The sequence below is a fragment of the Streptomyces mauvecolor genome (genome assembly GCF_039532965.1).
Lineage (GTDB): Bacteria > Actinomycetota > Actinomycetes > Streptomycetales > Streptomycetaceae > Streptomyces > Streptomyces violascens.
Genome location: NZ_BAAASQ010000023.1, coordinates 304,844 through 331,198, shown reverse-complemented (window position 1 = coordinate 331,198; position 26,355 = coordinate 304,844). Strand labels below are relative to the sequence as shown.

At 72.5% G+C, this 26,355-nt stretch carries 23 protein-coding genes and 1 tRNA gene; 8 read left to right on the top strand and 16 right to left on the bottom strand.

Features of this window, described 5'->3' with window-relative positions:
- Window positions 1–130: 130 nt before the first annotated feature.
- On the bottom strand, window positions 131–679 hold the full coding sequence (locus ABD346_RS29000; protein WP_344378917.1) for an NADPH-dependent FMN reductase: 549 nt from the start codon (window positions 677–679) through the stop codon (window positions 131–133).
- A gap of 269 nt (window positions 680–948) precedes the next feature.
- Here ABD346_RS29000 and ABD346_RS28995 point away from each other — a divergent pair, with 269 nt between their 5' ends.
- A complete protein-coding gene (locus ABD346_RS28995; RefSeq protein WP_344378916.1) occupies window positions 949–2,643 on the top strand; it encodes a glycosyl hydrolase family 18 protein in 1,695 nt (564 codons plus the stop codon).
- Between the two features lie 73 nt (window positions 2,644–2,716).
- On the opposite strand, the gene ABD346_RS28990 is transcribed toward ABD346_RS28995, so the two are convergent.
- Entirely contained in the window at window positions 2,717–4,432 is a 1,716-nt protein-coding gene (locus tag ABD346_RS28990) for a putative bifunctional diguanylate cyclase/phosphodiesterase (RefSeq protein WP_417801269.1), read from the bottom strand.
- A 627-nt stretch (window positions 4,433–5,059) separates the two neighbouring features.
- Here ABD346_RS28990 and ABD346_RS28985 point away from each other — a divergent pair.
- Entirely contained in the window at window positions 5,060–6,331 is a 1,272-nt protein-coding gene (locus ABD346_RS28985; RefSeq protein WP_344378915.1) for a M6 family metalloprotease domain-containing protein, read from the top strand.
- A gap of 111 nt (window positions 6,332–6,442) precedes the next feature.
- Here the strand turns inward: ABD346_RS28985 and ABD346_RS28980 are convergent.
- The 7 genes from ABD346_RS28980 to ABD346_RS28950 form a co-directional block, all read right to left on the bottom strand.
- Window positions 6,443–6,516 (bottom strand) — tRNA-Lys (locus ABD346_RS28980).
- Complete coding sequence (locus tag ABD346_RS28975) at window positions 6,507–7,229, bottom strand: bifunctional DNA primase/polymerase (RefSeq protein ID WP_344378913.1); 723 nt, start codon at window positions 7,227–7,229, stop codon at window positions 6,507–6,509. The genes ABD346_RS28980 and ABD346_RS28975 overlap by 10 nt, the downstream gene beginning before the upstream one ends.
- Before the next feature lie 148 nt (window positions 7,230–7,377).
- Window positions 7,378–7,725, bottom strand: coding sequence for a hypothetical protein (locus ABD346_RS28970; RefSeq protein ID WP_189968460.1), 348 nt, complete (start codon window positions 7,723–7,725; stop codon window positions 7,378–7,380).
- Window positions 7,726–7,966: 241 nt separating this feature from the next.
- On the bottom strand, window positions 7,967–9,307 hold the full coding sequence (locus ABD346_RS28965; protein WP_344378912.1) for an AAA domain-containing protein: 1,341 nt from the start codon (window positions 9,305–9,307) through the stop codon (window positions 7,967–7,969).
- Window positions 9,304–10,893, bottom strand: a complete 1,590-nt coding sequence (locus ABD346_RS28960) for a hypothetical protein (protein WP_344378910.1) — start codon at window positions 10,891–10,893, stop codon at window positions 9,304–9,306. The genes ABD346_RS28965 and ABD346_RS28960 overlap by 4 nt, the downstream gene beginning before the upstream one ends.
- The gene (locus ABD346_RS28955) at window positions 10,884–12,032 is read right to left on the bottom strand and encodes a hypothetical protein (protein WP_344378909.1); all 1,149 of its coding nucleotides are present in this window, start codon (window positions 12,030–12,032) and stop codon (window positions 10,884–10,886) included. Before ABD346_RS28955 ends, ABD346_RS28960 begins: the two co-directional genes overlap by 10 nt.
- On the bottom strand, window positions 11,953–12,840 hold the full coding sequence (locus tag ABD346_RS28950) for a phosphatase PAP2 family protein (RefSeq protein ID WP_344378907.1): 888 nt from the start codon (window positions 12,838–12,840) through the stop codon (window positions 11,953–11,955). The genes ABD346_RS28955 and ABD346_RS28950 overlap by 80 nt, the downstream gene beginning before the upstream one ends.
- Before the next feature lie 216 nt (window positions 12,841–13,056).
- Between ABD346_RS28950 and ABD346_RS28945 the strand changes: the two genes are divergently transcribed.
- On the top strand, window positions 13,057–13,662 hold the full coding sequence (locus ABD346_RS28945) for a histidine phosphatase family protein (protein ID WP_344378906.1): 606 nt from the start codon (window positions 13,057–13,059) through the stop codon (window positions 13,660–13,662).
- Window positions 13,663–13,908: 246 nt separating this feature from the next.
- On the opposite strand, the gene ABD346_RS28940 is transcribed toward ABD346_RS28945, so the two are convergent.
- Window positions 13,909–15,360, bottom strand: a complete 1,452-nt coding sequence (locus tag ABD346_RS28940; RefSeq protein ID WP_381226850.1) for an NsdA family TPR-like regulatory protein — start codon at window positions 15,358–15,360, stop codon at window positions 13,909–13,911.
- A 230-nt stretch (window positions 15,361–15,590) separates the two neighbouring features.
- Between ABD346_RS28940 and ABD346_RS28935 the strand changes: the two genes are divergently transcribed.
- Together ABD346_RS28935 and ABD346_RS28930 are read left to right on the top strand one after the other, a co-directional pair.
- Entirely contained in the window at window positions 15,591–16,073 is a 483-nt protein-coding gene (locus ABD346_RS28935; protein ID WP_381226848.1) for a hypothetical protein, read from the top strand.
- A gap of 55 nt (window positions 16,074–16,128) precedes the next feature.
- Window positions 16,129–16,986 carry a spermidine synthase gene (locus ABD346_RS28930; RefSeq protein ID WP_344378902.1) on the top strand — a complete coding sequence of 286 codons (858 nt, stop codon included), beginning with the start codon at window positions 16,129–16,131 and terminating at the stop codon, window positions 16,984–16,986.
- 4 nt (window positions 16,987–16,990) lie between these two features.
- On the opposite strand, the gene ABD346_RS28925 is transcribed toward ABD346_RS28930, so the two are convergent.
- Complete coding sequence (locus ABD346_RS28925; protein WP_344378900.1) at window positions 16,991–17,548, bottom strand: hypothetical protein; 558 nt, start codon at window positions 17,546–17,548, stop codon at window positions 16,991–16,993.
- Window positions 17,549–17,647: 99 nt separating this feature from the next.
- On the opposite strand from ABD346_RS28925, the gene ABD346_RS28920 reads away from it, so the two are divergent.
- The 3 genes from ABD346_RS28920 to ABD346_RS28910 all read left to right on the top strand — a co-directional run bounded on the left by ABD346_RS28920 (window position 17,648) and on the right by ABD346_RS28910 (window position 21,598).
- Window positions 17,648–18,337 carry a response regulator transcription factor gene (locus ABD346_RS28920; protein WP_344378898.1) on the top strand — a complete coding sequence of 230 codons (690 nt, stop codon included), beginning with the start codon at window positions 17,648–17,650 and terminating at the stop codon, window positions 18,335–18,337.
- Complete coding sequence (locus tag ABD346_RS28915; protein ID WP_344378896.1) at window positions 18,334–19,725, top strand: sensor histidine kinase; 1,392 nt, start codon at window positions 18,334–18,336, stop codon at window positions 19,723–19,725. The genes ABD346_RS28920 and ABD346_RS28915 overlap by 4 nt, the downstream gene beginning before the upstream one ends.
- 385 nt (window positions 19,726–20,110) lie before the next feature.
- Window positions 20,111–21,598, top strand: coding sequence for a cellulose binding domain-containing protein (locus ABD346_RS28910; RefSeq protein WP_344378895.1), 1,488 nt, complete (start codon window positions 20,111–20,113; stop codon window positions 21,596–21,598).
- 114 nt (window positions 21,599–21,712) lie between these two features.
- Here ABD346_RS28910 and ABD346_RS28905 read toward each other — a convergent pair whose 3' ends face one another.
- The 5 genes from ABD346_RS28905 to ABD346_RS28885 all read right to left on the bottom strand — a co-directional run bounded on the left by ABD346_RS28905 (window position 21,713) and on the right by ABD346_RS28885 (window position 26,354).
- Complete coding sequence (locus tag ABD346_RS28905; RefSeq protein WP_344378893.1) at window positions 21,713–21,877, bottom strand: hypothetical protein; 165 nt, start codon at window positions 21,875–21,877, stop codon at window positions 21,713–21,715.
- A 14-nt stretch (window positions 21,878–21,891) separates the two neighbouring features.
- Window positions 21,892–22,659, bottom strand: coding sequence for a MerR family transcriptional regulator (locus ABD346_RS28900; protein ID WP_344378891.1), 768 nt, complete (start codon window positions 22,657–22,659; stop codon window positions 21,892–21,894).
- A gap of 221 nt (window positions 22,660–22,880) precedes the next feature.
- Window positions 22,881–24,284: a GH1 family beta-glucosidase gene (locus tag ABD346_RS28895; RefSeq protein WP_344378889.1), complete on the bottom strand. Its 1,404-nt coding sequence runs from the start codon at window positions 24,282–24,284 to the stop codon at window positions 22,881–22,883.
- Between the two features lie 235 nt (window positions 24,285–24,519).
- Entirely contained in the window at window positions 24,520–25,401 is an 882-nt protein-coding gene (locus tag ABD346_RS28890) for a carbohydrate ABC transporter permease (protein ID WP_381226960.1), read from the bottom strand.
- The gene (locus tag ABD346_RS28885; protein ID WP_344378885.1) at window positions 25,359–26,354 is read right to left on the bottom strand and encodes a carbohydrate ABC transporter permease; all 996 of its coding nucleotides are present in this window, start codon (window positions 26,352–26,354) and stop codon (window positions 25,359–25,361) included. The genes ABD346_RS28890 and ABD346_RS28885 overlap by 43 nt, the downstream gene beginning before the upstream one ends.
- Window position 26,355 lies beyond the last annotated feature (1 nt).

Genomic DNA, 26,355 nt, shown 5'->3' with positions numbered 1-26,355 from the left:
GGCCGTCCGTGGCTGATCGCGCAGTTCCCCGCGCCCCTTGGCGGCGTGGGGGCTCAACTCGCTCTGGAGCGTGGCGGGTTCCTCACTGCGCCCCTGAGGCAAGGAGCTTGTGGCTCAACTTGATCTCGAATCAAGCTGGTTCGGCTGTCAGCAGGGTGCTGATCACCCCCGCCAGAGCGTTCCGCACGCTCACCTCGGCGACCAACCCCGACCCGGGGTCGATCGCGTCGCGCGGGACCGGGACATGGGCGGCCGCCGCGTCGACGACGAACGCGCCCGTGTAGCCCAGCACCGTCCGCAGCGCCGCATGTGCTCCCGCCGCCCCCGTCGGGGCGACCGACGCGTTGATCCAGCCCACCCGCTTGTCCGTGATCTCGACGCCGCCCACCGTCCAGTCGAGCAGGTTCTTGAAGGAGCCCGGGAGGCTTCCCGCGTACTCCGGGGTGCAGATGAGGATCGCGTCGGCCGAGGCGATCAGGCCGCGCAGCCGCACCACCTCCGCGGGGAGCGGCTCGGTGTCGTCGTCCGGGTTGAAGTGGGGCAGGGAGGCCATGCCTTCGTAGATGACGGCCTTCGCGCGGCCCTCAGCGAGTTCCGCCGCCGTGCGGACCACGGCCGAGTTGGTGGAGGCGCCGCGCAGGCTGCCGCTGATGAGCAACAGGCTCGGGATTTTGGTCATGGCGCCGATCGTATGCCGGTAAAACCTGGGTCGCGGGAGGGGAGTGGTCCAGCTCCGTCCCCCGCCGTCCCCGCCACCGCGCATGGCCAGTCCTCGCCGGGCCCGGGCGGACCGGAGCGCCTCAACTCCGGCCCTGACAAGGGCATTCATCTCCCCATTGGTCTAGTCCTCAATTTGGTTCAGACCATTGACGTGGCCGGGATTCGATCGCTATCACTTCCTCAACCGCCGTTACCCGCACCCCGTGCCCGCAGCCCCCGGAGGCCGTCTTGCACCGCCGCAGACCCTTTGTTGCCGCCCTGAGCACCGCCGTGCTCGCCGCCGGCGCCCTGGCCGCCTTCGCGGGCCTCGGCACCGCGTCCGCCGCCCCGAGCGCGGCCGCCGCGCCCTCCACCGGCGGCGTGAAGATCGCGTACTACGACCAGTGGAGCGTGTACGGGAACGCCTTCTATCCCAAGCACCTCGACACCCGGGGCATCGCGGGCAAACTGGACGTCCTCAACTACTCGTTCGGCAACATCGACCCCACCAACCTCACCTGTTTCGAGGCGAACAAGGCGGCGGGCGACGACAACAACCCCAACGCCGGTGACGGGGCGGGCGATTCGTTCGCCGACTACCAGAAGTCGTTCTCGGCCGCCGACAGCGTCAGCGGCGTCGCCGACACCTGGAACCAGCCGATTGTGGGCGTGTTCAACCAGTTCAAGCAGCTCAAGGCCAAGTATCCCAAGCTGAAGATCAATATCTCCATCGGCGGCTGGACGTACTCCAAGTACTTCCATGACGCCGCGCTCACCGACGCCAGCCGCAAGAAGTTCGTCTCCTCCTGCATCAACCAGTACATAGCCGGAAACCTGCCGGTCGACGGCGGCTACGGCGGCGACGGCACGGCGGCCGGAATCTTCGACGGCATCGACATCGACTGGGAGTACCCGGGCTCGCCCGACGGCCACCTCGGCAACCACTACGGCGCCGAGGACAAGGCCAACTACACCGCCCTGCTCGCCGAGTTCCGCAAGCAGCTCGACGCGTACGGAGCCGCGCACGGCGGCAAGCACTACCTCCTGACGGCGGCGCTCCCGGCCGGCCAGGACAAGATCAAGAACATCGAGACGGACAAGATCGGCGCGTCCCTCGACTACGCCAACATCATGACGTACGACATGCACGGCGCCTGGAACGCGACGGGCCCGACCTATCACCAGTCGCCGCTGGTCTCGCCCGCGGGCGACCCGACGGACGTCATCAAGCCCGGCACCCAGAAGTACTCGATCTCCAACGCGATCGACTCCTGGATCGACGGCAACGCCGCCTACGGCATCGCGGGCGGCTTCCCCGCCAACAAGATCACGCTCGGGTACGAGTTCTACTACCGCGGCTGGAAGGGCGTCCCGGCGGCGGGCAACGGCCTCGCCCAGACCGCGACCGGGCCGTCCAACGCCCGGCCCACCAGCCAGGTCGCGGGCACCGCGCTCTACAAGGAGCTCGGCGGCATCGTCGACAACCCGGCGACCACCTTCTGGGACGCCGACGCGAAGGCCTCGTACTTCTACAAGGACGGCGAGTTCTTCACCGGCCTCGACAAGCAGTCCATCCAGGCCCGCGCCGACTACGCCCACCAGCGCGGTCTCGCCGGCGCCATGATGTACAGCCTGCTCGGCCTCGACGAGAACACCACGCTGCTCAACGAGATCGTGGACGCGGTCGGCTCGTCCCCCTCCTCCTCGCCGGACCCGACGCCGACAGCAACCGGCTCCCCGTCGCCGACCCCGACCGCCACCACCAGCCCGTCCCCGACGCCCGGCGGCTGCACCGCCGCCGCGTGGGACAGCGCCGCCGCCTACACCGGCGGCAACCAGGTCTCCTACGGCGGTCACACCTGGAAGGCCCAGTGGTGGACGAAGGGCGAGCAGCCCGGCACCACCGGCCAGTGGGGCGTCTGGGTGGACCTCGGCGCCTGCTGATCCCCCCCCGCACACGCGGCCGCCCCACTCCTCGCCCTTCGGCGGAGTGGGGCGGCCGTCCGCGTACGGAGCCTCAGACCTTCTGCGGGCTCAGCGCGACCATCTCGGCGATCCGGTCCGGGGTGACCGCCCGGGAGTAGAGCCAGCCCTGGCCCGTGTCGCAGCCGATCCGGGCGAGCCGGGAGGCCTGGTCGGCGGTCTCCACGCACTCGGCGGTGACGGTGAGCCCGAGCCGGTGGGCGAGCTGGACCATCGCCTCGACGATGGTCTCGTCGGCCGGGTTGGGGTGCGCGCCGCCCTCGTCGTACTGGAAACCGCGCACGAACGACCCGTCCAGCTTGAGGACGGAGACGGGGAGCCGGCTCAGATAGGCGAGGTTGGAGTAGCCGGTGCCGAAGTCGTCGATCGCGATGTGCACGCCCATGTCGGACAGCGCCTGAAGGGCCTGGAGCGGGCGGCCCGCCGAGCCCATCACCGCGGACTCGGTCAGCTCCAGCTGGAGCAGATGGGGCGGGAGCCCGGTCTCCGCGAGGATCTCGGCGACGTCCGCCACCAGGTCGGAGTCCCAGACCTGGCGCACCGCCACGTTGACGCTGACGAAGATCGGCGGCACGTCCGGGTGCTCGGTCTGCCAGCGGCGGGCCTGCCGGCACGCGGTGCGCAGCACCCAGCGGCCGAGCTGGACGACCGAGCCGTCTTCTTCAGCAATTCCGATGAACCGATTCGGCGGCAGCATCCCGAACTGCGGGTGGTTCCAGCGCACCAGCGCCTCGACCCCGTGCACCACCCCGTCGGCCATGCCCACCAGGGGCTGGTACTCCAGCGCGAACTCCCCGCGCTCCACGGCGGGGCGGAGCGTGGAGGACAGTGCCTGCCGGGTCATGCGGTGGGCGTTGCGCTCGGGGTCGAACAGGGTCCAGCGGGCCTTGCCGTCGGCCTTCGCCCAGTACAGCGTGGTGTCGGCGGCCTGCATCAGACCGGTCGCCGTGGTGCCGGCGCTGGCCCGCTCCACCACCCCGATCGACGCGGACACCGACAGGCGCTGGCCCGCCAGGTCGAAGGGCTGCTGAAGGGCTTCGAGTACGGAGCGGGCGAGGTCGGCCAGCTGCTCCGTACCCGTGGAGTCCTCGACCAGGACGGCGAACTCGTCGCCGCCGAGCCGCGCCACCAGGTGCCCGCCGCTGCGCGCGTACCCGGACTGGTCGGCGCACTCGGTGAGGCGGGCCGCGACGGCGCTGAGCAGCCGGTCGCCGACCCGGTGGCCCAGGGTGTCGTTGACCGCCTTGAATCCGTCGAGGTCGAGGTAGCAGATCCCGATGCGGCCGGTGCCGCCGTCGTAGGCGGACGTCTCAAGGGCGGAGTTGAGGCGCTCGAAGAAGAGGGTGCGGTTGGGCAGCCGGGTCACCGGGTCGTGCATCTGGAGGTGGCGCAGGCGGGCCTGGAGTTCGCGGCGGTCGCTGATGTCCGCGATCGAGAGCAGCACGCTGGAGCTGTCGGGTACGGGTGCGACGGTGACCTCGGCCCAGAGCGAGTGCCCATCGGGGTGTTTGAGGCGACGGGTGCAGCGGAACCGGTTGCGGGCGCCCCGCAGAACCTCGCGGTAGGCGTGCCAGGTGCGGTTGTCGCCGGCCAGATCGACGAGGTCGGCGGCGTCCTGCTCGTGCAGCGCGGCCGGGTCGGTGCCGAGCAGTTCGGCGAGCGCGTCGTTGGCGGCGACGACGGTGCCCTCGCGGTCGACGACCGCCATCGCGAGGTGGGCGGCGTTGAACGCGGCCCGGTAGTCGCGCAGTTCGGAGGCGCTGAGCCCCGCAGCGAACCGGGTGGCCTGCTCGGCGCGCTCGGCCCGCAGGGCGGCCAGGAGTTCGGCGGCCCGGGCGGCGAGTGATGCCGCGCGCTCGTGTGCGGGGGAGTCCGGCTCCGGGCCGGCCTGTTCCGGCGGATGCTCGGGCGGGGGGTCTCCGGCGCGTTCCGGAGGGCGCTCGGCCAGGGCGTCTCCGAGCCGGTCGATATGACGCTCTGTGACCGGCGACCGGGTGGTCGCGGGTCCTTGACCCGGTCCTTCGGAGGTTCCGCTCACCGCTGGCTCCCGCAGTGCAATCGAGTTGTGCAGAGGTAGTACGGAGGTGCTCTGGTTCTTCGGCCGGGGTGGACGACAGCCTTGGAGGCCGGTTCCACGCAGGAAAGTGTGCCGATCATAGAGGCTGGCGCGCGGCGCGATCCAGCTTCGGCGTCGTGATCAAGGGCACCAGGAGTTCCGGGCCGATCGTTGGCCGATCGTTTCTGCGCGGGTGTGGCCGGGCTCGGGCCCTCGGTGATCGGTCGTGACTTTCCGTAAGTCATCGGGGTGTCGGCCCTCTCACCTTTCTGGGGCAACAGAACAGGGCATATCCGTAGAAACCTGCACAGAGTGGGTGGGATGTCCCGCATCCCGCTCCCGGAGGTCGACGTGCAGCGTCAGCAGACACCCGGGGGAGTGGAGCGTGTCCGGCTGCGCAGTGCCGCGGCGGCGCTCACCTCCCTCTCGGCGCTCGCCGCCATCTCGCTGGCGTCGGGGCCCGCTGTCGCGGCCAATTCCGCCGTGCCCTGCGCCCTGCCCCGGACCAAGGCCCACCACTCGCTCGGCCTCGATACCTGGAACGCCGCCTACCCGCGACCCGTTCGTACCCTGAACGCGGTGATGATCTTCCTGTCCTTCCCGGACTCGAAGCCCGCCACCGCCCCCAAGGACCTGGCCGCCGACTACTTCCCGGCCACCAGCCGCTTCTTCGACCAGGCCTCGTACGGCAAGTTCCGGCTGCACGCCGACCCGCAGCAGCACTGGGTGCGCATGCCGGCCGCGTCGACCTCGTACCGCATACAGCGCGACTGGGACCCGGACCAGCGCACCCGCTATCTGCAGGACGCGATCCACGCCGCCGATCCGACCACCGACTTCTCGAAGTACGACATCGTCTACCTGGTCGCCGACCCGGACGCGCCCGGGGTCGACTCGGACGCCACGAAAGTCGTCAACTTCGACCGGCCCGTACGCGCGGACGGGCGGGACGTCAACCGGGTCGTGACCGTCTTCGAGCACCACCCGCCGGACCGCAACGTGCTGGCCCACGAGACCGGGCACGTCTTCGACCTGCCGGATCTCTACCACCGCCCCCAGGACGGCAAGAGCGGCGACTGGGACACCTATGTCGGCGACTGGGACGTGATGGGCAGTCAGTTCGGCACGGCGCCGGATCTGTTCGGCTGGCAGAAGTGGAAGCTCGGCTGGCTGGACCGGCAGGAGGTCGCCTGCGTGACCGGTGACGGCATCAGCAGGCTCACCCTCGAACCGCTCTCCGCCTCCCCGGCGAAGGCGGGCACGGCCGGCAAGCGCCTCGCCGTGGCCCGTACCGCCGAGGACCGGGCGATCGTCATCGAGGTACGGGACTCGGGGGGCCTGGACCGGGCGAGCTGCAAACAGGGGCTGCTCGTCTACCGGGTCCACAGCGGGTCCGCGTCCGGCGGCGGCCCGGTCGAGGTGCTCGACGCCCATCCGGGCACGGACGCGTGCTGGGAGAGATCGGTGTACCCGGCGCTCGCGGACGCGCCGGTGGCGCTCGGCGAGACGTTCACGGTGCCCGGGGAGGGCATGAAGATCGAGGCCGAGGGCCGGACGAAATCGGGCGCCTGGACGGTCAAGATCTCGCACTGAGCGGTTCCGGCGACGGACGCGGCCGGTCCTCGCCGCGGAGCAGGAAGTCGCGGACACGAGGTCGCGGACACGAAGAAGCCCCCCGCTTCCGCGAGGGGCTTCTTCCGTCTGTGCGCCGCCAGGGACTCGAACCCCGGACCCGCTGATTAAGAGTCAGCTGCTCTAACCAACTGAGCTAGCGGCGCCTGCTGACGTCGTAGACATTAGCATCCTGATCGGCGCGAGGAAAAATCGATATCCGGGGAAGGTCCGAGGGCTCGTTCTTGGCCGCCCGGACACAGGCCCACAGCAGTACGTCGGGCCCCGGCAGCCAGGGGCGGCGGGTGTCGGGAGCCACCAGCCAGCGGGCCGCGCCCGCGCTCTCCCGCTGCGGGCGGACCAGCGCCGGGACGGTGACGGCGTCGCCCGCGCCGTGGCACAGCAGCGGCGGGACCGGGACCCCGGCGCCGTGCCACTCCTCCCACTCCAGGAGCGAGGGCAGCCGCTGCGCCGTGCCGGGCGCGGCGAAGAGCAGCATGCGCCCGCGGTGGATCGCGACCGGCCCGGAGCCCGGCCCCTCGGCCCACAGCCGGTCGAGCATGCGGCGCCCGAAGATCGAGGGAACGTTCACCACGTCGAAGACGGTGCCGCAGGGCAGCACGCCGGGCGCGGTCGGCCGGGCCTCCCAGAGGGAGAGGGTGCTGCGCGCGTGGGTGGCGGCCGACGACAGCCACGCGGCGCCCGCCGCGGTCACCTCGCCGACCTGTTGGCCGTCCTCGTCGCGCAGCGCCTGGAAGATGTCGTACGCGTCCTCACCCCCGGCCGCGCCGCCGCGTCCGCCGACCGCTGTGAGCGGGCCGCTGCCCGTCCTGGTCTCCCGGACGCCGCTGCCACTGCCCCTGCCGTTGTCGCTGCTCATGCTCTACGTCTACCGGCTGGACAAGTTCCGGTTCTGCGAGTTGTCGGAAACCGGGACAGGGCGGGGCGGGAGGGGGTATCTTGCGCCCCGGCATATGCCCGGGGCGCGTGGCTGGGGTGGTGCGCGGGATGTGGGTGGCCGGGGAGGCCTAGGGGAGTTCTCCCGCGCGCATCAGATCGCGGCCGAACTCGATCATCTTCTTCGCGTAGTCCTCGGTCCACTGGGCCCGTTCCGCCACGTCGGCGGGGGTGAGCCGGTCGAAGCGGCGGGGGTCGGCGAGCTGGGCCGCCGCGATCGCCTGGAACTCGACCGCCCGGTCCGCCGCCGCCCGGAAGGCGAGGGCCAGCTCGGTCGAGCGCATCAGGAGCGCCCGGGGGTCCTCGATGGACTCCAGGTCGAAGAAGTGCTCCGGGTCGGCGGTGGCCTCGGAAGGCTCGAAGAGCAGCGGCGCGGGCCTGAGCCGCTGCCGCTCCTCGTTCCGCTCGTGCTCCGGCATGTCTGTCCTCCCAGGGGCAAGGTCGACGCTCAGGGTCCGGGCGCCCGGGCCACCGTCCATTCTCCCGCGCGTACGCAAGGGGGCGTCCGCGGGGCCGCTTCCGGGGACGGGCCGCCCCGGCGCAGGGCTGCCAGGTGCTGCGTCGGTTGGCCGCCTCCGGCGGCGTGCCGGACTCCGTCCGTCAGGGCTGCCACGTGCTGCATCGGTTGGCCGCCTCCGGCGGCGTGCCGGACTCCGTCCGTCAGGGCTGCCACGTCACCCGGTGTTCTGCCAGGTGAGAGAGCACCGCATGGTTCGCTTCCCATCCGTCAGGGAACTTCACCGTCACTCCCAGCTGGACCGGCTCCGTCGACGGGTGGTCGTCCAGGAGGTCCGTCACGCCCGCGCGGCACACCACGATGCAGGCATGCCGGTGGCGGGAGGCGAGCACGCACAGGCGGCCCGTCTCCAGGTGGAAGGCCGTCGCGTCCGGGCGGCCCGAGAGCGGGTGCAGGACGACCGTCACATCGAACTCCCTGCCCTGGAGCCGGTTCGCGGTGTCGACGGCCACCCCCGTCACGCCCAACTCCGCGAGCGCCGCCCGGACCGCGGCGGCCTGGTCGCGGTGCGCGGTGCCGACCGCGATCCGGGCCGCCGTCAGCGGGACCGGCTCCGGCGAGCGCTCGCTGGTCGCAGCCCCGCCCCGGTCCAGGAGGCGGCGTACGACCCGGGCGACGGCGCGGACCGCCTCCGGGTCGGTGCGCGGGGTGTGCCGGGCCGGCAGTTCGAGCAGGGCCCAGCCCGACTCGGCCGCCTCGTCGAGGGCGCGGTCCGGCGCCGAGCCGTCCGAGGCGACGCCGAAGGCGAGCCGCCGGTCGCCGTGGTCCGTGCCGCTGCGGAACGGCGTGAACGGATAGAACGCGTCCGAGACCAGCGGCGCCGCCGACGCCGGCAGCCGCCAGGAGACGGGCAGCCGGTGCTGCGGCAGCTCCGGGTTGTGCGCGAGCAGCGTCGAGACCGCGCTCGCCGACGGGTCGTACGAGAGCCCCGCCCACTGCTCGGCGTCGGCGATCGCGAAGGGATCGAGCTGACCCGGATCGCCCACGAACAGCGCCCGCTCGAAGAGCCCGGCGACCGCGAGCAGCGCGTCGGAGCGCATCTGGTACGCCTCGTCCACGATCGCGTGCCGCCAGGGCCCTCCCGTGTCGGTGGACTTGACGTGCGCCCACTTCGCGGCCGTCGAGATCACCACGTCCAGGCCCGCGAGATCGCCCGCCTTCGACGACTTGCGTACGTTCTCCAGGTCGTCCAGGGCCTTGTCGTACGGGTCGCTGTCGCTGCTGTGCAGGCGGCCGACCGGCAGGTCCGGGGCCTTCTCGGCGAGCCGTACCACCAGGTCGTCGACCTGCGAGTTGGTCTGCGCGACCACCATCAACGGACGCCCCGCGGCGGCCAGTTCGAGGGCTGCGCGCACGACGAGCGTGGACTTGCCGGCGCCCGGCGGCGAGTCGACGACGACGCCGCGGGAGGCGCCGTGCAGGGTGTCGGCGAGGATCGCGTCGGTGGCTCCGGCCGCGGCCGCGCCCGGATCGAAGGAGGTCACAGAAGGTCCTCGGGGGTCTGCGGGTCGGGCTGCTCGGCGGTGTCGGAGCCCGGCGGGCCGCCGTGGGTCCACGGCGTCGCCTCGGGGTCGGGCAGCTTGGGGGCGCCGCGCTGCTCGTGCTCGAACAGCGTCCAGCAGATCCGGTCGCCCTTCTCGGGGACGGAGCCGGGCGCCGGGTCCTTGGCGCGCCCCATCTTGTCCAGGATCCGCAGGACGAGGGCGCCTTCCGGTTCGTACGCCACGAACTCGGCCTTCTGCGGCTTGCCGTCCAGGGTGCGGTAGACCTTGGCGCCCTCGGCGAGGTGCGGGGCGTCGTCCGTGCGCAGGGTGACGAGGGGGCGCGGGCTGGGGCGCTTGGACTCCGTCCACGCCGGGGTCACCTCGACGACCTCGCCCGCGAACGCCTCGCCCGCGAGCCTGCGGCCCGCCATCACGAGCGGGTCGTCGAGTGCCTCGCCCGCCTCCAGCTCGGCCTGGGCGCGCTCGCGCCGCAGCAGCTTGGTGGCGGCCGTCACCGCGTCGTCGCGGCGCGGCTGGGGCGGCTCACCCGCGGCGATGCGGTCCCGGTGGCCGGTGAACGACCAGCGGTCGCTCGTCCAGCGTGCGGCGGCCCGCTCGCCCTCGGGGAGCTCCCGCAGCAGGTCGAGGGCGCGCCACACCGCCGTCCAGGTCGGCATGAGCTGGGCGGCGAGCAGGCGCCGTATCTCCCGTTCCGCGACGGTCAGCCGACCGAGGTGCTCGTCCGCGGCGAGCCCGTCCTCGGCCGCCTGCAATGCCTGGCGGGCCCGGTCGTAGCGCTCCACGGCGGGGGCGAGCAGCCGGTTGTCGAACGCCGGGTCGGTGGCCGGGCCGGCCGGCGGGCACAGCAACTGGCCGTCCGCGCCCCGTGCCAGCTCGGCCCGCAGCGCCGCCTCCGCGCCGGACTCGCCCTCGGGCGGGTCGATCCAGGCGAGCAGCGCGCCCAGGTGCTGGTCCTCCAGGCTGGACTGGCCGCTCGCCCAGTGCCGGTTCAGGAGGTCGGTCGCGGCGAGCAGCAGCGCGGCCCCGGGCGTGCGGGCGCGCTCGGCGTAGTGAGTGAACCAGCGGCCGAGCAGCGGGACCCGGGGCGGCGCCGGATGGGGCGCGTCCGGGTCCTGCTCGGCGGTACGGCGGAACCGCATCGAGCGGCCGAGGAGGCGTACGAAGTCGATACCGGCCCGGCCGGGCACGATCAACTGCGGTGCGTCCGCGCACAGTTCGACCTCGACCCTGGTCTTCTTGCCGGTCTCCGGGTCCGTCTCGGAGCGCTCGGCCGACTCGATGTCGTCGGCGTACGCGTCCAGGTACGGCAGTACGGCCTCGGCGAGGTCGGCCAGGAACGTGAAGCGCAGATCGCGGTCGCGGGGCTGGGGGACCACGAGCAGCGTGGGGGCCGCGCGGTCGCTGCCGACCAGCGCGCCGAGCGGGGCGCCCGCCTCGCCCGCCGTGGTGAGCGGCACGAAGACGAGGGGCCGCTCGGACAGATGGCGGTGGCGGACGGTGGTCAGCGGCTGCGCGCGGCCGGACTCGACGGCCTCCAGGCGGGCCAGGGTGGAGATCAGCGACACGGGGCGCCCGCCTCCGCGCGCAGGGCGGCCGCGCGGCGTACCGCGGCCACCGTCGGATCGGCGGGGTCGCCCGACTCGCCGCGCGCCGCCGACAGGACCTCGCCGATCGTCGTCAGCCCGCCGAGCTCACCCCGCATCGCCCGGCCGAGCGCGGTCACCGCACCCTCCTCGCGGGCCCGGCCCCGGCAGTGGAAGGCCAGCTCGCAGGCTGCCAGGCACTCCGGCGCGTACACCGCGGGAACCGCCTCGACGGCCGAGGCAAGGGACTCGCCGGACTGGCCGTCGAGATCGAAGGTGGTGCCCGGCGGCAGCTCGTCCGCGATGTCCTCGATCCGGGCCAGGCGCGCCAACTGCCGCCGGGTGACGGACAGTTGCTTGCGCACGTCGATGACCGAGGCGGTCGGCAGGTTCGAGAAGTCCTTGGGGCAGACGAGCAGGACCGAGTGGTCCACCGAGGCGCCGTCGGTGAGCGCCGCGACCCGCTCCAGGGCGAGCACGTACACCGCGGACTGGCGGGCGGCGGCGCCCACCTTCGACGGGTCGGCGGCCGCGTCGATCATGGGGAAGGACTTGATCTCGACGACCGTCCAGCGGCCGTCGGGGTGCACCACCACCGCGTCCGGCTCCAGGTAGGCGGGGGAGCCCGCGACCTCCAGGGCCAGCATCGGGTGGTCGAGCAGCGCCCAGGCTCCGGCCGCGGTGGCCTCGCGCAGGGCGAGCGCGGTGCGGGCCGCGCGGCCCTCGGGGCCGGCCGCCGCGAGATCGGGGGCCGTGGCGTGGCCGGGCGGCTCGGAGCCCGCGGCCATCCGTTCGTGCAGCAGGCGGAGCAGCTCGGTGCCGCCGTCGCCCTTCACCTTCGCCTCGAAGGCGTTGCCGCGCATGAACGCGAACTGGGACTGGCCGAACGCGGCCGACGGCGAGCCGATCGCCTCGGCGAGCGCGGCCTTGTCCACCCCGGCGCCGTCCAGGAGGGCGCGTCTGCGGCAGCCCGGGTTCGCGGCGAGGGCCGCGAGCGCCCGTGCGTCCAGCGGCCGGGCCACGGCGGCCGGGCCGCGCAGCTCAGCGAGCCTTCGACGGAGTGCTGTCGCCGGCTTCTGCGGGGGTGTCGGAGGACGTCCGCTGCCCAGGGATTCGCTCACCCACGGAAGTCTCGCATCCGGCACTGACAATCGAGGTGCCCGTGGCGGAAGAGGCGGGCGCGAAGCGGGCGCGCACGCGCTCCGCGAGGCGCAGTACGGGCCTGGAGAGCCACAGGCCGAGGCCCATCACGGCGACGCCCGCGACCGCGTCGAGCAGGTAGTGGTTGGCCGTGCCCATCACCACGAACGTAATGGTCAGCGGGTACGCGACGGCGGCGGTCTTCGTTATTCGGCTGCCGCCGAACTTCCACAGCATCACCCCGCACCACAGCGCCCACCCCACATGCAGGCTCGGCATCGCGGCGAACTGGTTGGTCATGCCGCCCAGGCCCCGTGGCGCGCTCGCCTCGCCGCCCCACCAGCCGTACGAGCCGTACTGGGCCATCGTGTCGGTGAAGCCCTGCACCGCCGGGAGCAGCCGGGGCGGGCAGGTCGGCAGGAACGTGAAGCCGATGAGGCCGAGCAGGGTGGAGGTCATCAGCCAGCCGCGGGCGGCCCGGTACTGGGCGGGGCGGCGGCGGAACAGCCAGATCAGGATGGCCGGTGTGACCAGGTAGTGCAGCGAGGCATAGATGAAGTCGGCGGGTATGCCGATCGCCGGGGTGTGCGTGAACAGCCTGTTCAGCGGGTGCTCGGCATTGAGGCTCAGAGCCTTCTCGATGCGCAGGATGGACAGGCCGTGCTCGACGGCCCGTGCCTCGTCGCCCCGTACGATCAGTCGTCCCAGGGAGTAGGCCGCGTACACGATCGCGATCAGCGGGAGTTCGGTCCACCAGCGCGGTCGCGTGGCTTGCTGCGGCGGCTGCATCCGGCGGGTTCCTCCAACTGGTCCTCGGGTCGCCCGCTGGGGGCCTCCGGTTTTTTGGCGTGCGTTCAACCGTACGGTGTAAGTGATCGCCCTCACGCAGCACCCCGGCGTTCCGGTCAGACGCCAAGATCCGGCGCGGGGTTGCTTCGCCGGATGCGCGATGATGGTGACCGGAACTTTTCTGAACATTTCGTACGGCATCGGGAGAGAACACCCATGGCAGCCGCCGCACCGCGCATCCTGCTGGCCCGGCACGGGCAGACCGAGTGGTCGCTCGCGGGCAAGCACACCGGCCGGACCGACATCCCCCTCCTGGAGGAGGGCCGGCGCGGCGCGAAGCTGCTCGGCGAGCGGCTGCACCGGGAGCCGTGGGGCGGGCTGCCCGGCGTCGAGGTCCGCACCAGCCCGCTCGTGCGGGCGTCCGAGACGTGCGAGCTCGCCGGGTTCGGGGAGCGGGCCGAGCCGTGGGACGCGCTCATGGAGTACGACTACGGGGCGTACGAGGGCATGGCGCCGCCCGAGATCCAGGCGCTGCGGCCGGGCTGGTTCATCTGGCGGGACGGGGTGCCGGACGGGGAGACCCTGGCGCAGGTCTCCGCGCGGGCGGACGAGGTCGTGGCCTGGGCGCGTTCCGCCGGGCGGGACGTGCTGGTCTTCGCCCACGGGCACATTCTGCGGTCCATCGCGGCGCGGTGGCTGGGCGAGGACATCTCCTTCGCGGCCCGGATCCGCCTCGACCCGACGTCGCTGTCGGTGCTGGGGTGGGCGTACGGCGATCCGGCGGTCGAGCGGTGGAACGACACGGGGCACCTTGAGCGGTGAGCTGACCGGGTGCGGGGTGGGCGGGGCTACCTGGGGCTCCGCCCCGGACCCCGGTGGGTTTGCCCACCCGCCCGCCCGTCGCTTTGGGTTGGACGGTTCAGCTTCTGGGGCTGCGCCCCACACCGTGCTGGCCGGCATCGACGCCGCCAGGGGCGCGGGGAACTGCGCGACCGGCTTCCCACGGTCCGCAGTTGAAGTCCGGCCCCCGGAGGGTCTCGGGAAGGGGCGAGGTGGGGAGACGACCGGCTACACAGCCACCGCTGCCCGGCGTTCCAGGAACGCCGCCACCTCCGGGGACGCCCGATGCGGGGCCAGGATGCGGGACGTGTCCGCCAGCATCGCCTGGATCCGGGTGGACTGGACCTGGTTCAGGAGGTCCAGGACCTGCTGCCCCGCCGCCGCGGATTCGGCGGGCGCGCCCGCCCGGGCGAGATCGTCGGCGAGCTCGGCCCGGTACAGCGCGAGGTTGCGGGCGAAGTGGGGGTCCTGCACGGTCGCCGCGCGGTGGGCGTGGCGGGCCGCCCGGGACCAGTCGCCGAGCGCGGACCAGCACTGCGCCTGGAGCATCTCCAGCTCGGCCTCGACGAAGAACGTCATCCACTCCGGGTCGGCGGGCGAGGCGCCCCGCGCGAAGTGGGAGTGGGCCCGCGTCAGGGACTCCTCGCACGCCGAGCGGTCGCCGAGCCCCGCCCAGCCCCCGGCCTCGCGCAGCGCGAGCAGGGAGAGCAGCCGGGGCGAGCCGAGCGGGTGCGCCGCGCGCTCGCCCGCCTGCGCCGCCCGCATCGCCTCGCGCGGCCGGCCCATGTCCCGGGCCAGGAACGACATGTTGCAGAACGCGTGCGCCTCAAGACCGGCGTCGCCCGCGAGCCGGGCCGTCGCGAGGGCCTCCGCGTAGTGCGAGCGGGCCTCGCCGAAGCGGCCCGAGTCGTGCGCCAACCAGCCGACGGAGATGGCCAGTTCACCCGCGCCCGTGTGCAGCCGCTCCTGCGTGGAGCGCCGCGCCGCGCTCGCGTCGAGCAGGGCGTACGCGGTGCGCAGCGGCTGGGCGGCCCGCTGGTAGAGCCCGTCCGCGCCGTGCCGGTCGTCGAGCAGTCTGATCCGGCGCACCGCCTCCTCGACGGCGCTCACCTCGGCCTCGCCGACGCGCTGGACGGGATGTGCGGATGCCGGGCCGAGGCCCAGCGAGACGGCCGCCACCGTGGCGGTGGAGCCCGTCATGAATGCGCGACGCAGCACGTCGCTCTCCTCGTGGTTCTGGTGAATGTGGTGGTTGTCCGACGATTGGCCGGCCCGTTGGCCGGGCGGATCGTCGCGTGGATGGTCGGGGCGGGGCGTGATGTGGAGCAGGGGCGCGGCAGAAAGCGGGCGCGCCCCCCGGCCTCGTACCGTCTCCCTCGCCGAGAACCCCAAGTCGGCCAGGGTCAAACCCGGGAACATGTGCCGGAAGACCCTTTCGTACGCGTAATTGGGGCAGCGGATCTCGCCGTTCTCCACGCGTCCGATGTAGCGGGCGTCGCAGGCGACCTGCTCGCCGATCTCGCGGGCGGCCCGGCGGACCGCGGCCGCGAACTCGCCCGGCGAACGGGCGCCCCTCAACTGCCGGAAGGCCACGTTGGGTTCCCGGGTGAGCCGGCGCGGCGTCTGCGGAGTCCGTGCGTTCACCCGGGGGTCGTCGTGGGGATCTGGTGACGGCGCCATGGCTCGACAGCTCTCTCTGGCGGGGTGGTGCGGAGCAAGAACGTACCTGCTGTGACGAGTCGTTCACGCTCTGTTTGGCTACAAACCGGATATCTCACCCGCGATCCGCCATGAACTGCCATCCTTTGCGGCGGCACGTCGCCGTTCCCCTTGACGCGCAAGGGCGTTGAACCATGTGGAGAGCGCCAACACCGCAGAGACGCGGAGGGCTTGCCTTGTTGGAGGACTGCGTGAACACCGACACCGACATCGACTTCACAGGCTCCGGTACGCAGACGACGGCCGTCCGGCATCCGCATTCACCGCAGGCGGCCGCGCCTCCGGTCCCCGCACGCGCCGCCGAGGAGCCCTGCGACCTGGTCACCGTGCCCGCCCGGCAGGGCCTGGAGGCCGTCGACATCATCCTCCGCGGCGCCGCCCCGGCCGCCGTCGGACCCGTCCTGCACGACGGGACCTGCGACACCCTCGGCTTCCTCGTCCCGTCCGGCACCGCCGCCGCCTGGGACGTGCCGGGCAGCGCCTGTACGGAGACCAACGGGCGCGGCTTGCGCATCGAGGGCCTGCCCGCCGCGCCCCCTGTCACCGGCTCGGGCTGGCTGCTCCCCCCGAACACCACCGAGGTCACCGACCCGGGTCTCCTTCGCGAGGCCCTCGGTGAGGCGGCCCGGATGATCGAGGCCGCCGACGGGATCAGCGAGGGCGAGGGCCGCTGAGCGTCGCCACGGGTGCGGGCGGGCGGCACCCGGCCGACCGGTCGATAATGGCCGGATGGCGAAAAGCAGCAGGCGGCGCGGGCCCGAGCCCGTCGTCGAGACGGTGGACGGCGGCCTCGCCGAGCTCATACCCGACCGGGACGGGACCGGCGGGTGGACGCTGCTGCTCGACGGGGCGCCCCAGTCGCACGTCGACCTCGCCGCCCCGGACCGGCTGACCTTCGAGTACCAGCGCCGCCTGGGCCACGTCATCGACCTCGCGGCCCCGCCCGGCCGGGCTCTGAACGTCCTGCACCTCGGCGGCGGCGCCTTCACCCTGGCCCGCTACATCGCGGCCACCCGGCCCCGCTCCACCCAGCAGATAGTCGAGGTCGACGCCGCGCTCGTCCAGCTCGTACGCCGTGAGCTGCCGCTCGACCCCGGGGCGCGGATCCGGGTGCGGGGAGGCGACGCCCGCGCCGGGCTCGGCAAGCTGCCCGACGGCTGGGCCGACCTCGTCATCGCGGACGTGTTCAGCGGGGCCCGCACCCCGGCCCATCTGACCAGCACCGAGTTCCTCGCGGACGTACGCAGGGTGCTGGAGCCGGGCGGTACGTACGCCGCGAATCTCGCCGACGGGCCGCCGCTCGCGCATCTGCGGGGCCAGATCGCGACGGCCGCCGGAGTCTTCCCCGAGCTCGCGCTCGCCGCCGACCCGACGGTGCTGCGCGGCAAGCGGTTCGGGAACGCGGTGCTCGTCTGCTCGGCCGTGCCGCTGCCGCTGGCCGAGCTGACCCGGCGCATCGCGGGCGACCCGCACCCGGGCCGCGTCCAGCACGGACGCGAGCTGGCCGACTTCACGGGCGGGGCCGTCGCCGTGAGTGACGCGAGCGCGAAGCCCTCGCCGGCACCGCCGGCCGGGGCGTTCCGCTGAGCGGTCAGGTGTTGTTGATCTCCACCGAGGGCGGGTGGCCGTTCCAGGTACAGAACACCGAGACCGTCTCGCTGCCCCGGGTGAAGGTGACCCGTATCCACTCCGTCTGGATCCAGCGCTCCATCTGCCAGCCCGACGCGGGCGTCGCCGACACCAGCTGGGCCGAGGTGTCGCCGAGGTCGAAGACGACCCGGCCGCCCGAGACGTTGTAGCCCTGCACCGCCCCGGAATTGGCCGCACTGCCTGAACTCCCGGACGGCGAAGGCGACTTGGCGCCGGACGGCGACCGGCTGCCCGACGGCTTCCCGCTCCCGGGGGCGTTTTTCGACGGCGCCGGGGAGGGAGAGGACGACGGAGAAGGCGCGCTCTCCCTGGGGCGTCGGGTGGACGAGGCGTCCGGCTTCGAGCCCTGCGTGATGTGCGCGTCGCCGCTGATCGGCAGGGCGCGCGGCGGGTCGTACACCGTGCCCGCGAGCACCGTGTGGACGCCCCACCAGGAGAGCGTGACCGCCGCTCCGGTGGCGAGCGACCACGCCAAACCGTGTACGAGTCCTCTGTGCATCCGGGCCATACTGCACCACGAGCCCCACCCGTGTCCCGCCACCGCCCAGTCCACTCCCGCGGGGGACTCCGGTCCTCCGCATGGCGTACGGTGCGGGCCATGGCAAGTGTGCTCGTGGTCGAGGACGACCAGTTTGTCCGCTCCGCCCTCATCCGCCACCTCACCGAGGCCTCCCACACGGTACGGAGCGTCGGCACGGCACTCGAGGCGCTGCGCGAAGTGGCCCATTTCCGGTTCGACGTGGTCATCCTGGACCTCGGACTGCCCGACCTGGACGGGGCCGAGGCGCTGAAGATGCTGCGCGGCATCACCGACGTACCGGTGATCATCGCCACCGCGCGGGACGACGAGACGGAGATCGTCCGGCTGCTCAACGACGGCGCCGACGACTACCTCACCAAGCCGTTCTCCGTGGAGCACCTCTCCGCGCGGATGGCCGCCGTGCTGCGCAGGGCGCGCGCCAGCGCCGGGGCCGAACCGCCGTCACGCGTGCTCCAGGTCGGCGGGCTCCGCGTCGACCCGCTGCGCCGGCAGGCCGAACTCGACGGCGTACAGCTCGACCTGACCCGGCGCGAGTTCGACCTGCTCGCCTTCCTCGCCGGGCGGCCCGGCGTGGTCGTGCCCCGCAAGGAACTGCTGGCCGAGGTGTGGCAGCAGTCGTACGGCGACGATCAGACCATCGATGTGCATCTGTCCTGGCTGCGGCGGAAGTTGGGAGAGACGGCCGCGCGGCCCCGCTATCTGCACACCCTGCGCGGGGTCGGCGTGAAGCTGGAGCCACCGCAGTGAGGTGGGCCCTGGTCAAGGTCTGCCTCGCCGTGACCGTGATGGTGGTGGTCGCCTTCGCGGTGCCGCTCGGCATGGTCATCAAGGAGATGGCCCGCGACCGGGCGTTCTCCAACGCCGAGCGGCAGGCCGCGGCGATCGGGCCGACGCTGTCCATCACCACCGACCGCGACGCGCTGGAACGCGCTGTCGCCTCCACCCAGTCCGGCGCCGAGGACCGGATGGCCGTGCACGTCCCGGCGGACCCGGCCGTCGCGGGCAGCGCGCCGGTGGAGATCGGCAGGCAGCGGGCGGCGGACAAGGACCTGGAGGCGACCCGCAAGGTCATCAAGGCCTCGACGACCGACGTGTCGGGCGGTTCCGTGCTCCTCCAGCCGACCGCGCTCAGCTCCGGGCAGATCGCGATCGTCGAGGTCTTCGTGCCGGAGGCCGAGGTCACCAACGGCGTGACGACGGCCTGGCTCGTCCTCGCGGGCGTCGGCATCGGCCTGATCATCGGCTCCGTGGCCGTCGCCGACCGCCTGGGTGTACGCATGGTCCGGCCGGCCCAGCGGCTCGCGGGCGCGGCGCAGGACCTGGGCGAGGGGAAGCTCGGGGCGCGGGTTCCGGAGGAGGGCCCCACCGAACTGCGCCAGGCGGCCGCGGCCTTCAACTCGATGGCCGACCAGGTCGTCCAACTCCTGGCCAATGAACGGGAGTTGGCGGCCGACCTCTCGCACCGCCTGCGCACCCCCCTCACCGTACTCCGCTTGAACGCGGCCTCGCTCGGGGACGGGCCCGCGGCCGACCAGACGCGGGCCGCGGTCGAGCAGCTGGAGCGCGAGGTCGACACGATCATCCGCACCGCGCGCGAGGCCAAGCCGAAGACCCAGCCCGCCGGGCCGGGCGCGGGCTGCGATGCCTGTGAGGTCATCCTCGACCGGATGGAGTTCTGGTCGGCGCTCGCCGAGGACGAGGGGCGCGAGGTGCGGCTCGCGGGAGTGGACCGGCCGGTCCGCATCCCGGTGGCCCGGGCGGATCTGGTGGCCGTGCTCGACGCGCTGCTCGGCAACGTGTTCCGGCACACGCCGGAGGGGACGGCCTTCTCGGTGGACGTCCACAACGGGGAGGACGCGGTGATCGTCCTGGTCTCCGACGCGGGGCCGGGCATTTCCGATCCCCGGGCGGCGCTGGCGCGGGGCAACAGCGGGGGCCGGCCCGGCTCGACGGGCCTCGGCCTCGACATCGTCCGCCGGGTCGCGGAGTCGACGGGCGGCGACGTCCGGATCGGGCACTCCGTCCTGGGCGGGACGGAGGTGCGCCTCTGGATCGGGCTGGGGGTCACGCCTCCGGGCCGGCGGGGCCATCGAGTGCGGGGGAGGGGCCGCGCCCGCCGGGGCGCGGATGCCTGATCCCCGCCGGGCGGGGAGGGTGCCCTGGGGCTCCGCCCCATACCCAGCTTTCCCCACCCCGCCCCTTCCCCAGACCCTCCGGGGGCGGCCGGTCTGTGGCCGGTCGCGCAGTTCCCCGCGCCCCTGGCAGGGTTGGTGCCGGCCCGCATCGGGGCAGTTCAGCCCCTCCCGCGACCCACCCCGCCCCCGGAAGCCACGCGGTGGAGCCGCAGCGTGTCACAGCGGGGTGGGGAAAAGGCGGCCGGGCTTAACCTCCCCCCATCCCACCCTTAAGCCGACCCTAAGATCCCCAACCCCCGCCCTGAACTGGGCATTTGTCCGATTCCGCATCGCTAGCGTGCTGCCGCACCCCCGAATTCCCCCGCAACGCAGAGGCAGGCACGGCATGGGCAGCAGGACGCACCGGCGCAGGGCGAGCGGCAAGACCAAGGTGATCGGCGGGGTGGCAGCCGCCGCGGTCGTCGGCGGCGCGGCCTTCGCGCTGACCGGCACCGCGCAGGCCGCCTCGGTCGGCGCGGCGTACACCAGGACCAGCAGCTGGACCGGTGGTTACACCGGGCAGTACGTCATCACCAACGACACCGGCAAGACCCTCCCCGACTGGACCCTGGAGTTCGACCTCCCCGCCGGCACCACGCTGTCCTCCCTCTGGAACGGCGACCAGACCGTCAAGGGCCGGCACGTCACCGTCAAGCCCCCGAGCTGGGACAAGGCCGGGCTCGCCGCGGGCAAGTCGGTCACCGTCGGCTTCGTCACGTCCGCCAACGGCACCGCGGGCGACCCCACGGGCTGTCTCATCGACCAGGAGAAGTGCTCCGCCGACACCGGCGCCACCCCTCAGCCCAGCGGCCGCCCCACCGGGCAGCCCACCCCCAAGCCGTCCCAGTCCGCGAGCACCGAGCCGACAACCAAGCCCACGCCCTCCAAGTCGGCCACCGCCATACCCACCCCCACCAAGAGCACAGGCGGCGGGACCTCGGCCGGCGCAGGGTTCGCCCCGTACGTCGACACCTCGCTCTACCCCGCCTACGACCTCGCGGCCACCGCCGACAAGACCGGCGTCAAGCAGTTCACCCTCGCCTTCATCACCTCCGGCGGCGGCTGCACCCCGCTCTGGGGCGGCGTCACGGGCCTCCCGGGCGACAAGGTCGCCTCGCAGATCGGCGCGCTGCGCGCCAGGGGCGGCGACGTCCGGGTCTCCTTCGGCGGCGCCTCCGGCTCCGAGCTCGGCCTCGTCTGCAAGAGCGCGGACGAGCTGGCCGCCGCGTACGGCAAGGTCGTCGACGCGTACCAGCTCACCAAGGTCGACTTCGACATCGAGGGCGCGGCCCTGCCCGACACCGGCGCCAACACCCGCCGCGCGCAGGCCATCGCGAAGCTCCAGCAGTCCCATCCCGGGCTCGACGTGTCGTTCACGCTGCCCGTGATGCCGGAGGGTCTCACCCAGCCCGGCGTCGACCTCGTCGCCGACGCCAAGAAGAACGGCGTCAAGGTCTCCGCCGTCAACATCATGGCGATGGACTACGGGCCCTCCTACAGCGGCGACATGGGCGACTACGCGATCCAGGCGGCCACCGCGACTCAGGCTCAGATCAAGGGAGTTCTGGGTCTCTCCGACGCCGCTGCCTGGAAGGCCGTCGCCGTCACGCCGATGATCGGCGTCAACGACGTCAACGTCGAGAAGTTCACCGTCGCCGACGCCGCCAAGCTCGTGGACTTCGCCCAGTCCAAGGGGCTCGGCCGGCTCTCCATGTGGTCCGGCGCCCGCGACCAGCAGTGCCCCGGCGGCGCCAAGAACTCCGCCGACCCGACCTGCTCGTCCATCGTCCAGGAGCCCCTCGCCTTCACGAAGGCCTTCGGCGCCTACAAGTAGCCGCCTACAAGTAGCCGCCCACAAGTAGCCGCGGCCAACTGGCCACGTACCAGCAGGCCCACTGACCAGCGTCCCGGCCGGATCGCACCTTCCCCCACGTCGGCCGGGGCGCGTTCAGTGCGTGGTGGACCGTCCGGCCGCCCTCGCCACCAGCGCGAGCACCCCCACCGCGATCACCACCGCGAGCACCACACCCCACCCGATCACCCCGAATGCCGCGAGCACGCACACCAGCGGCACGGTGATCAGAACGAACGGCAACAGTGAGTACTTGTTCATCATGTACTTCCCCTTCATCGCTTCGACCCCGCTCGGGCCGCGTCCAAGTAGTCCGTCAGGCTGTCCCACTGACCCGGTTGCACCGACGCGTCTCCCGACAGCGCTCCCGGGTCCTCGCGCCACGCGGTCCGTACGCCCGCCGAGATCGTCCGGTCGCCGCCGCTGAACAGCGCGCCCAGCTCGTCCATCCGGGCCGCCAGCCTGCGCACGCGCGGGTCGGTCGGAGGGACGCCGGAGGTCCTCAACTCCTCGGCCCGCCGGTACAGTTCGGGCCACTCGATCTCGAGGAGATAGTGCGCGGCCGGGCCGAGGGCCGCGGTGTGGGTGCCGAGCGCGCGCAGCTGGTCGTCGTCGAGATGGCGGCGTACCGCCTGTTCCGCGGCGGGGTTCGCGGCGCCGGTGGCGCGCAGCGCGTCGAGGACCGCGGAGGTCGTCGGGGCCCGGCCGTCCGCCACCTCCTGCTCGATGCGGACGAGCCGGTCGCGCAGGCCGGTCAGCGCCGCCAGGTGCGCCTCGACGCTCTCGCGGTGGTCGCGCAGGACCCGCATCGGGTCGACCCCGGAGTCCAGGCACACGGCGATGGTGTCGAGGCCCAGGCCCAGGCCGCGCAGGGCGAGCACCTGGTAGAGCCGGGCGATGTCGTCCTCGGTGTACTCCCGGTGCCCGCCCGAGGTGCGGCGCGACGGGGAGAGCAGACCGATGGTGTCCCAGTGGTGCAGCGTGCGGACGGTGAGCCCGCTGGCCTCGGCCAGGGGACCCACCTTCCAGGTGGATTCGCTCATGCGCCCACTGTGCATCCTCACGCCGCGTGAGGTTCAAGCCGGCAGGTCCTCGGCTTTCTTCCGCTCCGCCTGAGCCTCTTTCATCATCCGCCGGGCTCGCCCGGTACACCTGAGCGTTGTCCGAAGCGCTGCCCCATGTCGCGGCATGCCGCCGCACCCCGCCACCGGATTCCTCCCCCGCGCTCACCGCGAGGGGTGCCCGTGGCCGCCCTGGCGCCCTGTCACACCTCCGGCAGTGCACCCGTACGGGCCAGCTCCGCGTACCAGTGGGCGCTCGACTTCGGGGTGCGGGCCAGCGTCTCGTAGTCCACGTACACCGCGCCGAACCGCTTGCCGTACCCGTACGACCACTCGAAGTTGTCCATCAGCGACCAGAGGTAGTAGCCGCGTACATCCGCACCCGCCTCCATCGCGCGGCGCACGGCCGCGAGGTGGCCCCGCAGATAGCGGATGCGGTCCGGGTCGTGCACCGCGCCGTCGGGGCCGGGCCTGTCGTCACAGGCCGCGCCGTTCTCGGTGACCAGGAGCGGCAGCCCGGGGGTCTCCTTCGTGTAGCGGAGCAGCAGGTCGTACAGGCCCGACGGGTCGACGGTCCAGCCCATCGCGGTGCGCTCGCCGGGCGGCTGGTGGAAGGCGACCGAGGCGGCGCCCGGCCAGGGCGAGTGGGCGCTCGCGCCGTGGCCGTCGGCGCGGGTGTCCGCCCGGTCGGGATCGGCGGCCGACACCAGGGACGTCGTGTAGTAGTTGAGCCCGAGCGCGTCGAGCGGCTGGTGGATCGCGCGGAGATCGCTGTCGTGCACGAAGGCCCAGTCGGTCACGGAGGCCGTGTCGGCGAACAGGTGCTCCGGGTACGCGCCGTGCAGCATCGGCCCGTGGAAGACGCCGTTGGCCAGGTCGTCGATCCGCCGGGCCGCCTCCAGGTCCGCCGGGTCCTGTGAACAGGGCCTGACCACGGCCGAGTTGAGGCTCACCGCGATCTGGTTGCGCGCGGGCATCGCGGCCCGCAGGGCCGAAGTCGCTTCTCCGTGGGCCAGGTTGAGGTGATGAGCCGCGCGCAACGAGGCCGCCGGATCGGTCCTCCCGGGTGCGTGCACCCCCGATGCGTACCCCAGAAACGCGCTGCACCACGGCTCGTTGAGGGTGATCCACCGCTCGACCCGGTCGCCGAGCGCGGACCCGACCAGCGCCGCGTACTCGGCGAAGCGGTAGGCGGTGTCCCGGGCCGGCCAGCCGCCCGCGTCTTCGAGCTCCTGAGGCAGGTCCCAGTGGTAGAGGGTGAGCGCGGGCGCGATGCCCCGGTCGAGCAGCTCGTCGACCAGACGCCGGTAGAAGTCGAGGCCGAGCTGGACGGCGGGTCCGCGGCCGGTGGGCTGCACCCGCGACCAGGAGACGGAGAAGCGGTACGAGGTGAGGCCGAGCTCCGCCATCAGCGCGACGTCCTCGCGCATGCGGTGATAGTGGTCGACCGCGACATCACCGGTGTCGCCGTCGGCGGTCCGGCCGGGGGTGTGGCTGAAGGTGTCCCAGATGGACGGAGTACGCCCACCCTCGCTTACCGCCCCCTCGATCTGATAGGCGGAGGTGGCGGCGCCCCAGAGGAAGTCGGGCGGAAATCGGTTGGACATGCTGAACTCCCAACGTGCGGCGGAATTGCGGGGATTGGATTGCGCGTTCTGGATCGAGCGGCCCTGGGTGAGGAGCGCTGCCCAGCACCAGCCCCTGCTAGAGGCGCGGGGCTGTGACCATGTGCGGCTCCGCCGCGATGGGGGTCTCCTGTCCGAGGGAAGCCGAGAGCTCGGGGGAGCGACCAGCCCCCACCGGGCCCGCGGATGAGGCCCCCCACCCCGGCGGAGCGGAGCGTCACCCCTTGACCGCGCCCCGCATGATCCCGCCCACGATCTGCCGCCCGAACACCACGAACGCCACCAGCAGCGGCAGCGTCCCGAGCAGGGCGCCGGCCATGATGACCGACTGGTCGGGGATGTAGCCGCGGCCGAGGCCGGTCAGGGCCACCTGCACCGTGGGGCTGCCGTTCTGGGTCAGCGCGATGATCGGCCAGAAGAAGTCGTTCCAGGCCATCACGAACGTCAGCATCCCGAGCACCGCCATCGCGGGCCGGGCCACCGGGAACACGATGTGCCACACCACCCGCCAGCTGCTCGCCCCGTCGACGCGGGCGGCCTCGATCAGCTCGGTGGGCAGCGCCTCCACCAGGTACTGCCGCATGAAGAACACCCCGAACGCGCTGACCAGGGTGGGCAGAATGACGGCCTGGAGCTGGTCGGTCCAGGACAGCTTGGCCACCAGCATGTACAGCGGTACGACGCCGAGCTGCGGCGGCACCATCATCGTGCCGATCACCAGGAGCAGCAGCAGGTTCTTGAAGCGGAAGCGCAGCTTGGCGAAGGCGAAGCCGGCAAGGGTGGAGAAGAACACCGTGCCCGCCGCGATCGAGCCCGCCACGATCGTCGTGTTGAGCAGGGCCGTGCCCATGTTGGCGTCGGTCCAGGCGATCCGGAGATTCTTGAACAGGTGGGAGCCGAACCAGAACGGCGGGGGAGTCTGGGCGAGCCGGGTGTTGGTGCGGGACGCGGCCACCGCCGTCCAGATCAGCGGGAAGAGCGATCCGGCGGTGAAAACGATCAGTACGGCGTAGGTGAGGCGGCCGCCGTGCAGCTGGCGGCCGGCGCGCTGGGCTCTCAACTCGTCATCCCCTTGCGCAACTTGTGGGAGACGAGCCAGTTCACCGCGCCGATGAGGAGCAGGATCAGGAACATCGCCCAGGCGATCGCCGAGGCCCGGCCGAGGTGCAGATTCACCCAGCCCTGTTCGTACAGGTAGAGGCCGAGCGTCTGGAACTGGTGGTCAGAGCCGCCGGTGGCGCCCGCGGAGCCGTTGAACAGGAGCGGCTCGCCGAACAGCTGGGTCGCGCCGATCGTCGAGACGACCGCGGTGAACAGGATGGTCGGGCGCAGCGACGGGATCGTCACATGGCGGAACTGCTGCCATCGCGAGGCCCCGTCGAGGGCGGCGGACTCGTACAGATCGGCGGACACCGCCTGCATCGCGGCCAGGTAGATCAGCGCGTTGTAGCCGGTCCATCGCCAGACGACGATCGTGGACACGGCGAGCTGCGAGCTCCAGCCGCCGTTCTGCCAGTCGATGTGGTCGAACCCGACGAGCCCGAGAGCCCAGTTGACCATCCCGTAGTCGCGCCCGAAGAGCAGCACGAACACCAGCGTCGCGGCCGCCACGCTGGTGGCGTACGGGGTGAGGACGGCGACCCGGAAGAACATCGAGCCGCGCAGCTTGTAGTTGAGCAGATGGGCGACGCCGAGCGCGATGAGCAACTGGGGCACGGTGGACAGGACGCCGATGGTGAAGGTGTTCCGCAGCGCGTTCCAGAAGAAGTCGTCCGAGAGCAGCCGCGAGAAGTTCCTGAGGCCCACCCAGGTCATGTCGTCCGGCGAGGTCAGCTCGACCTGGTGCAGCGAGGCCCAGCCCGTGTAGAGGAGCGGGAAGAGGCCGAAGGCCGCGAAGAACAGGAAGAAGGGCGCGATGAACGCGTACGGGCTCCAGCGCACATCGCGCTGGTAGCGGCGGCTGCGCCGTTCGTCCGCGCGGGCCCGGGCGGGAGCCGTGCTCTCCTGCCCGGGCGTGGGGGAGGGCACGGCGGCCGTGGTGTCGCCGGCCATC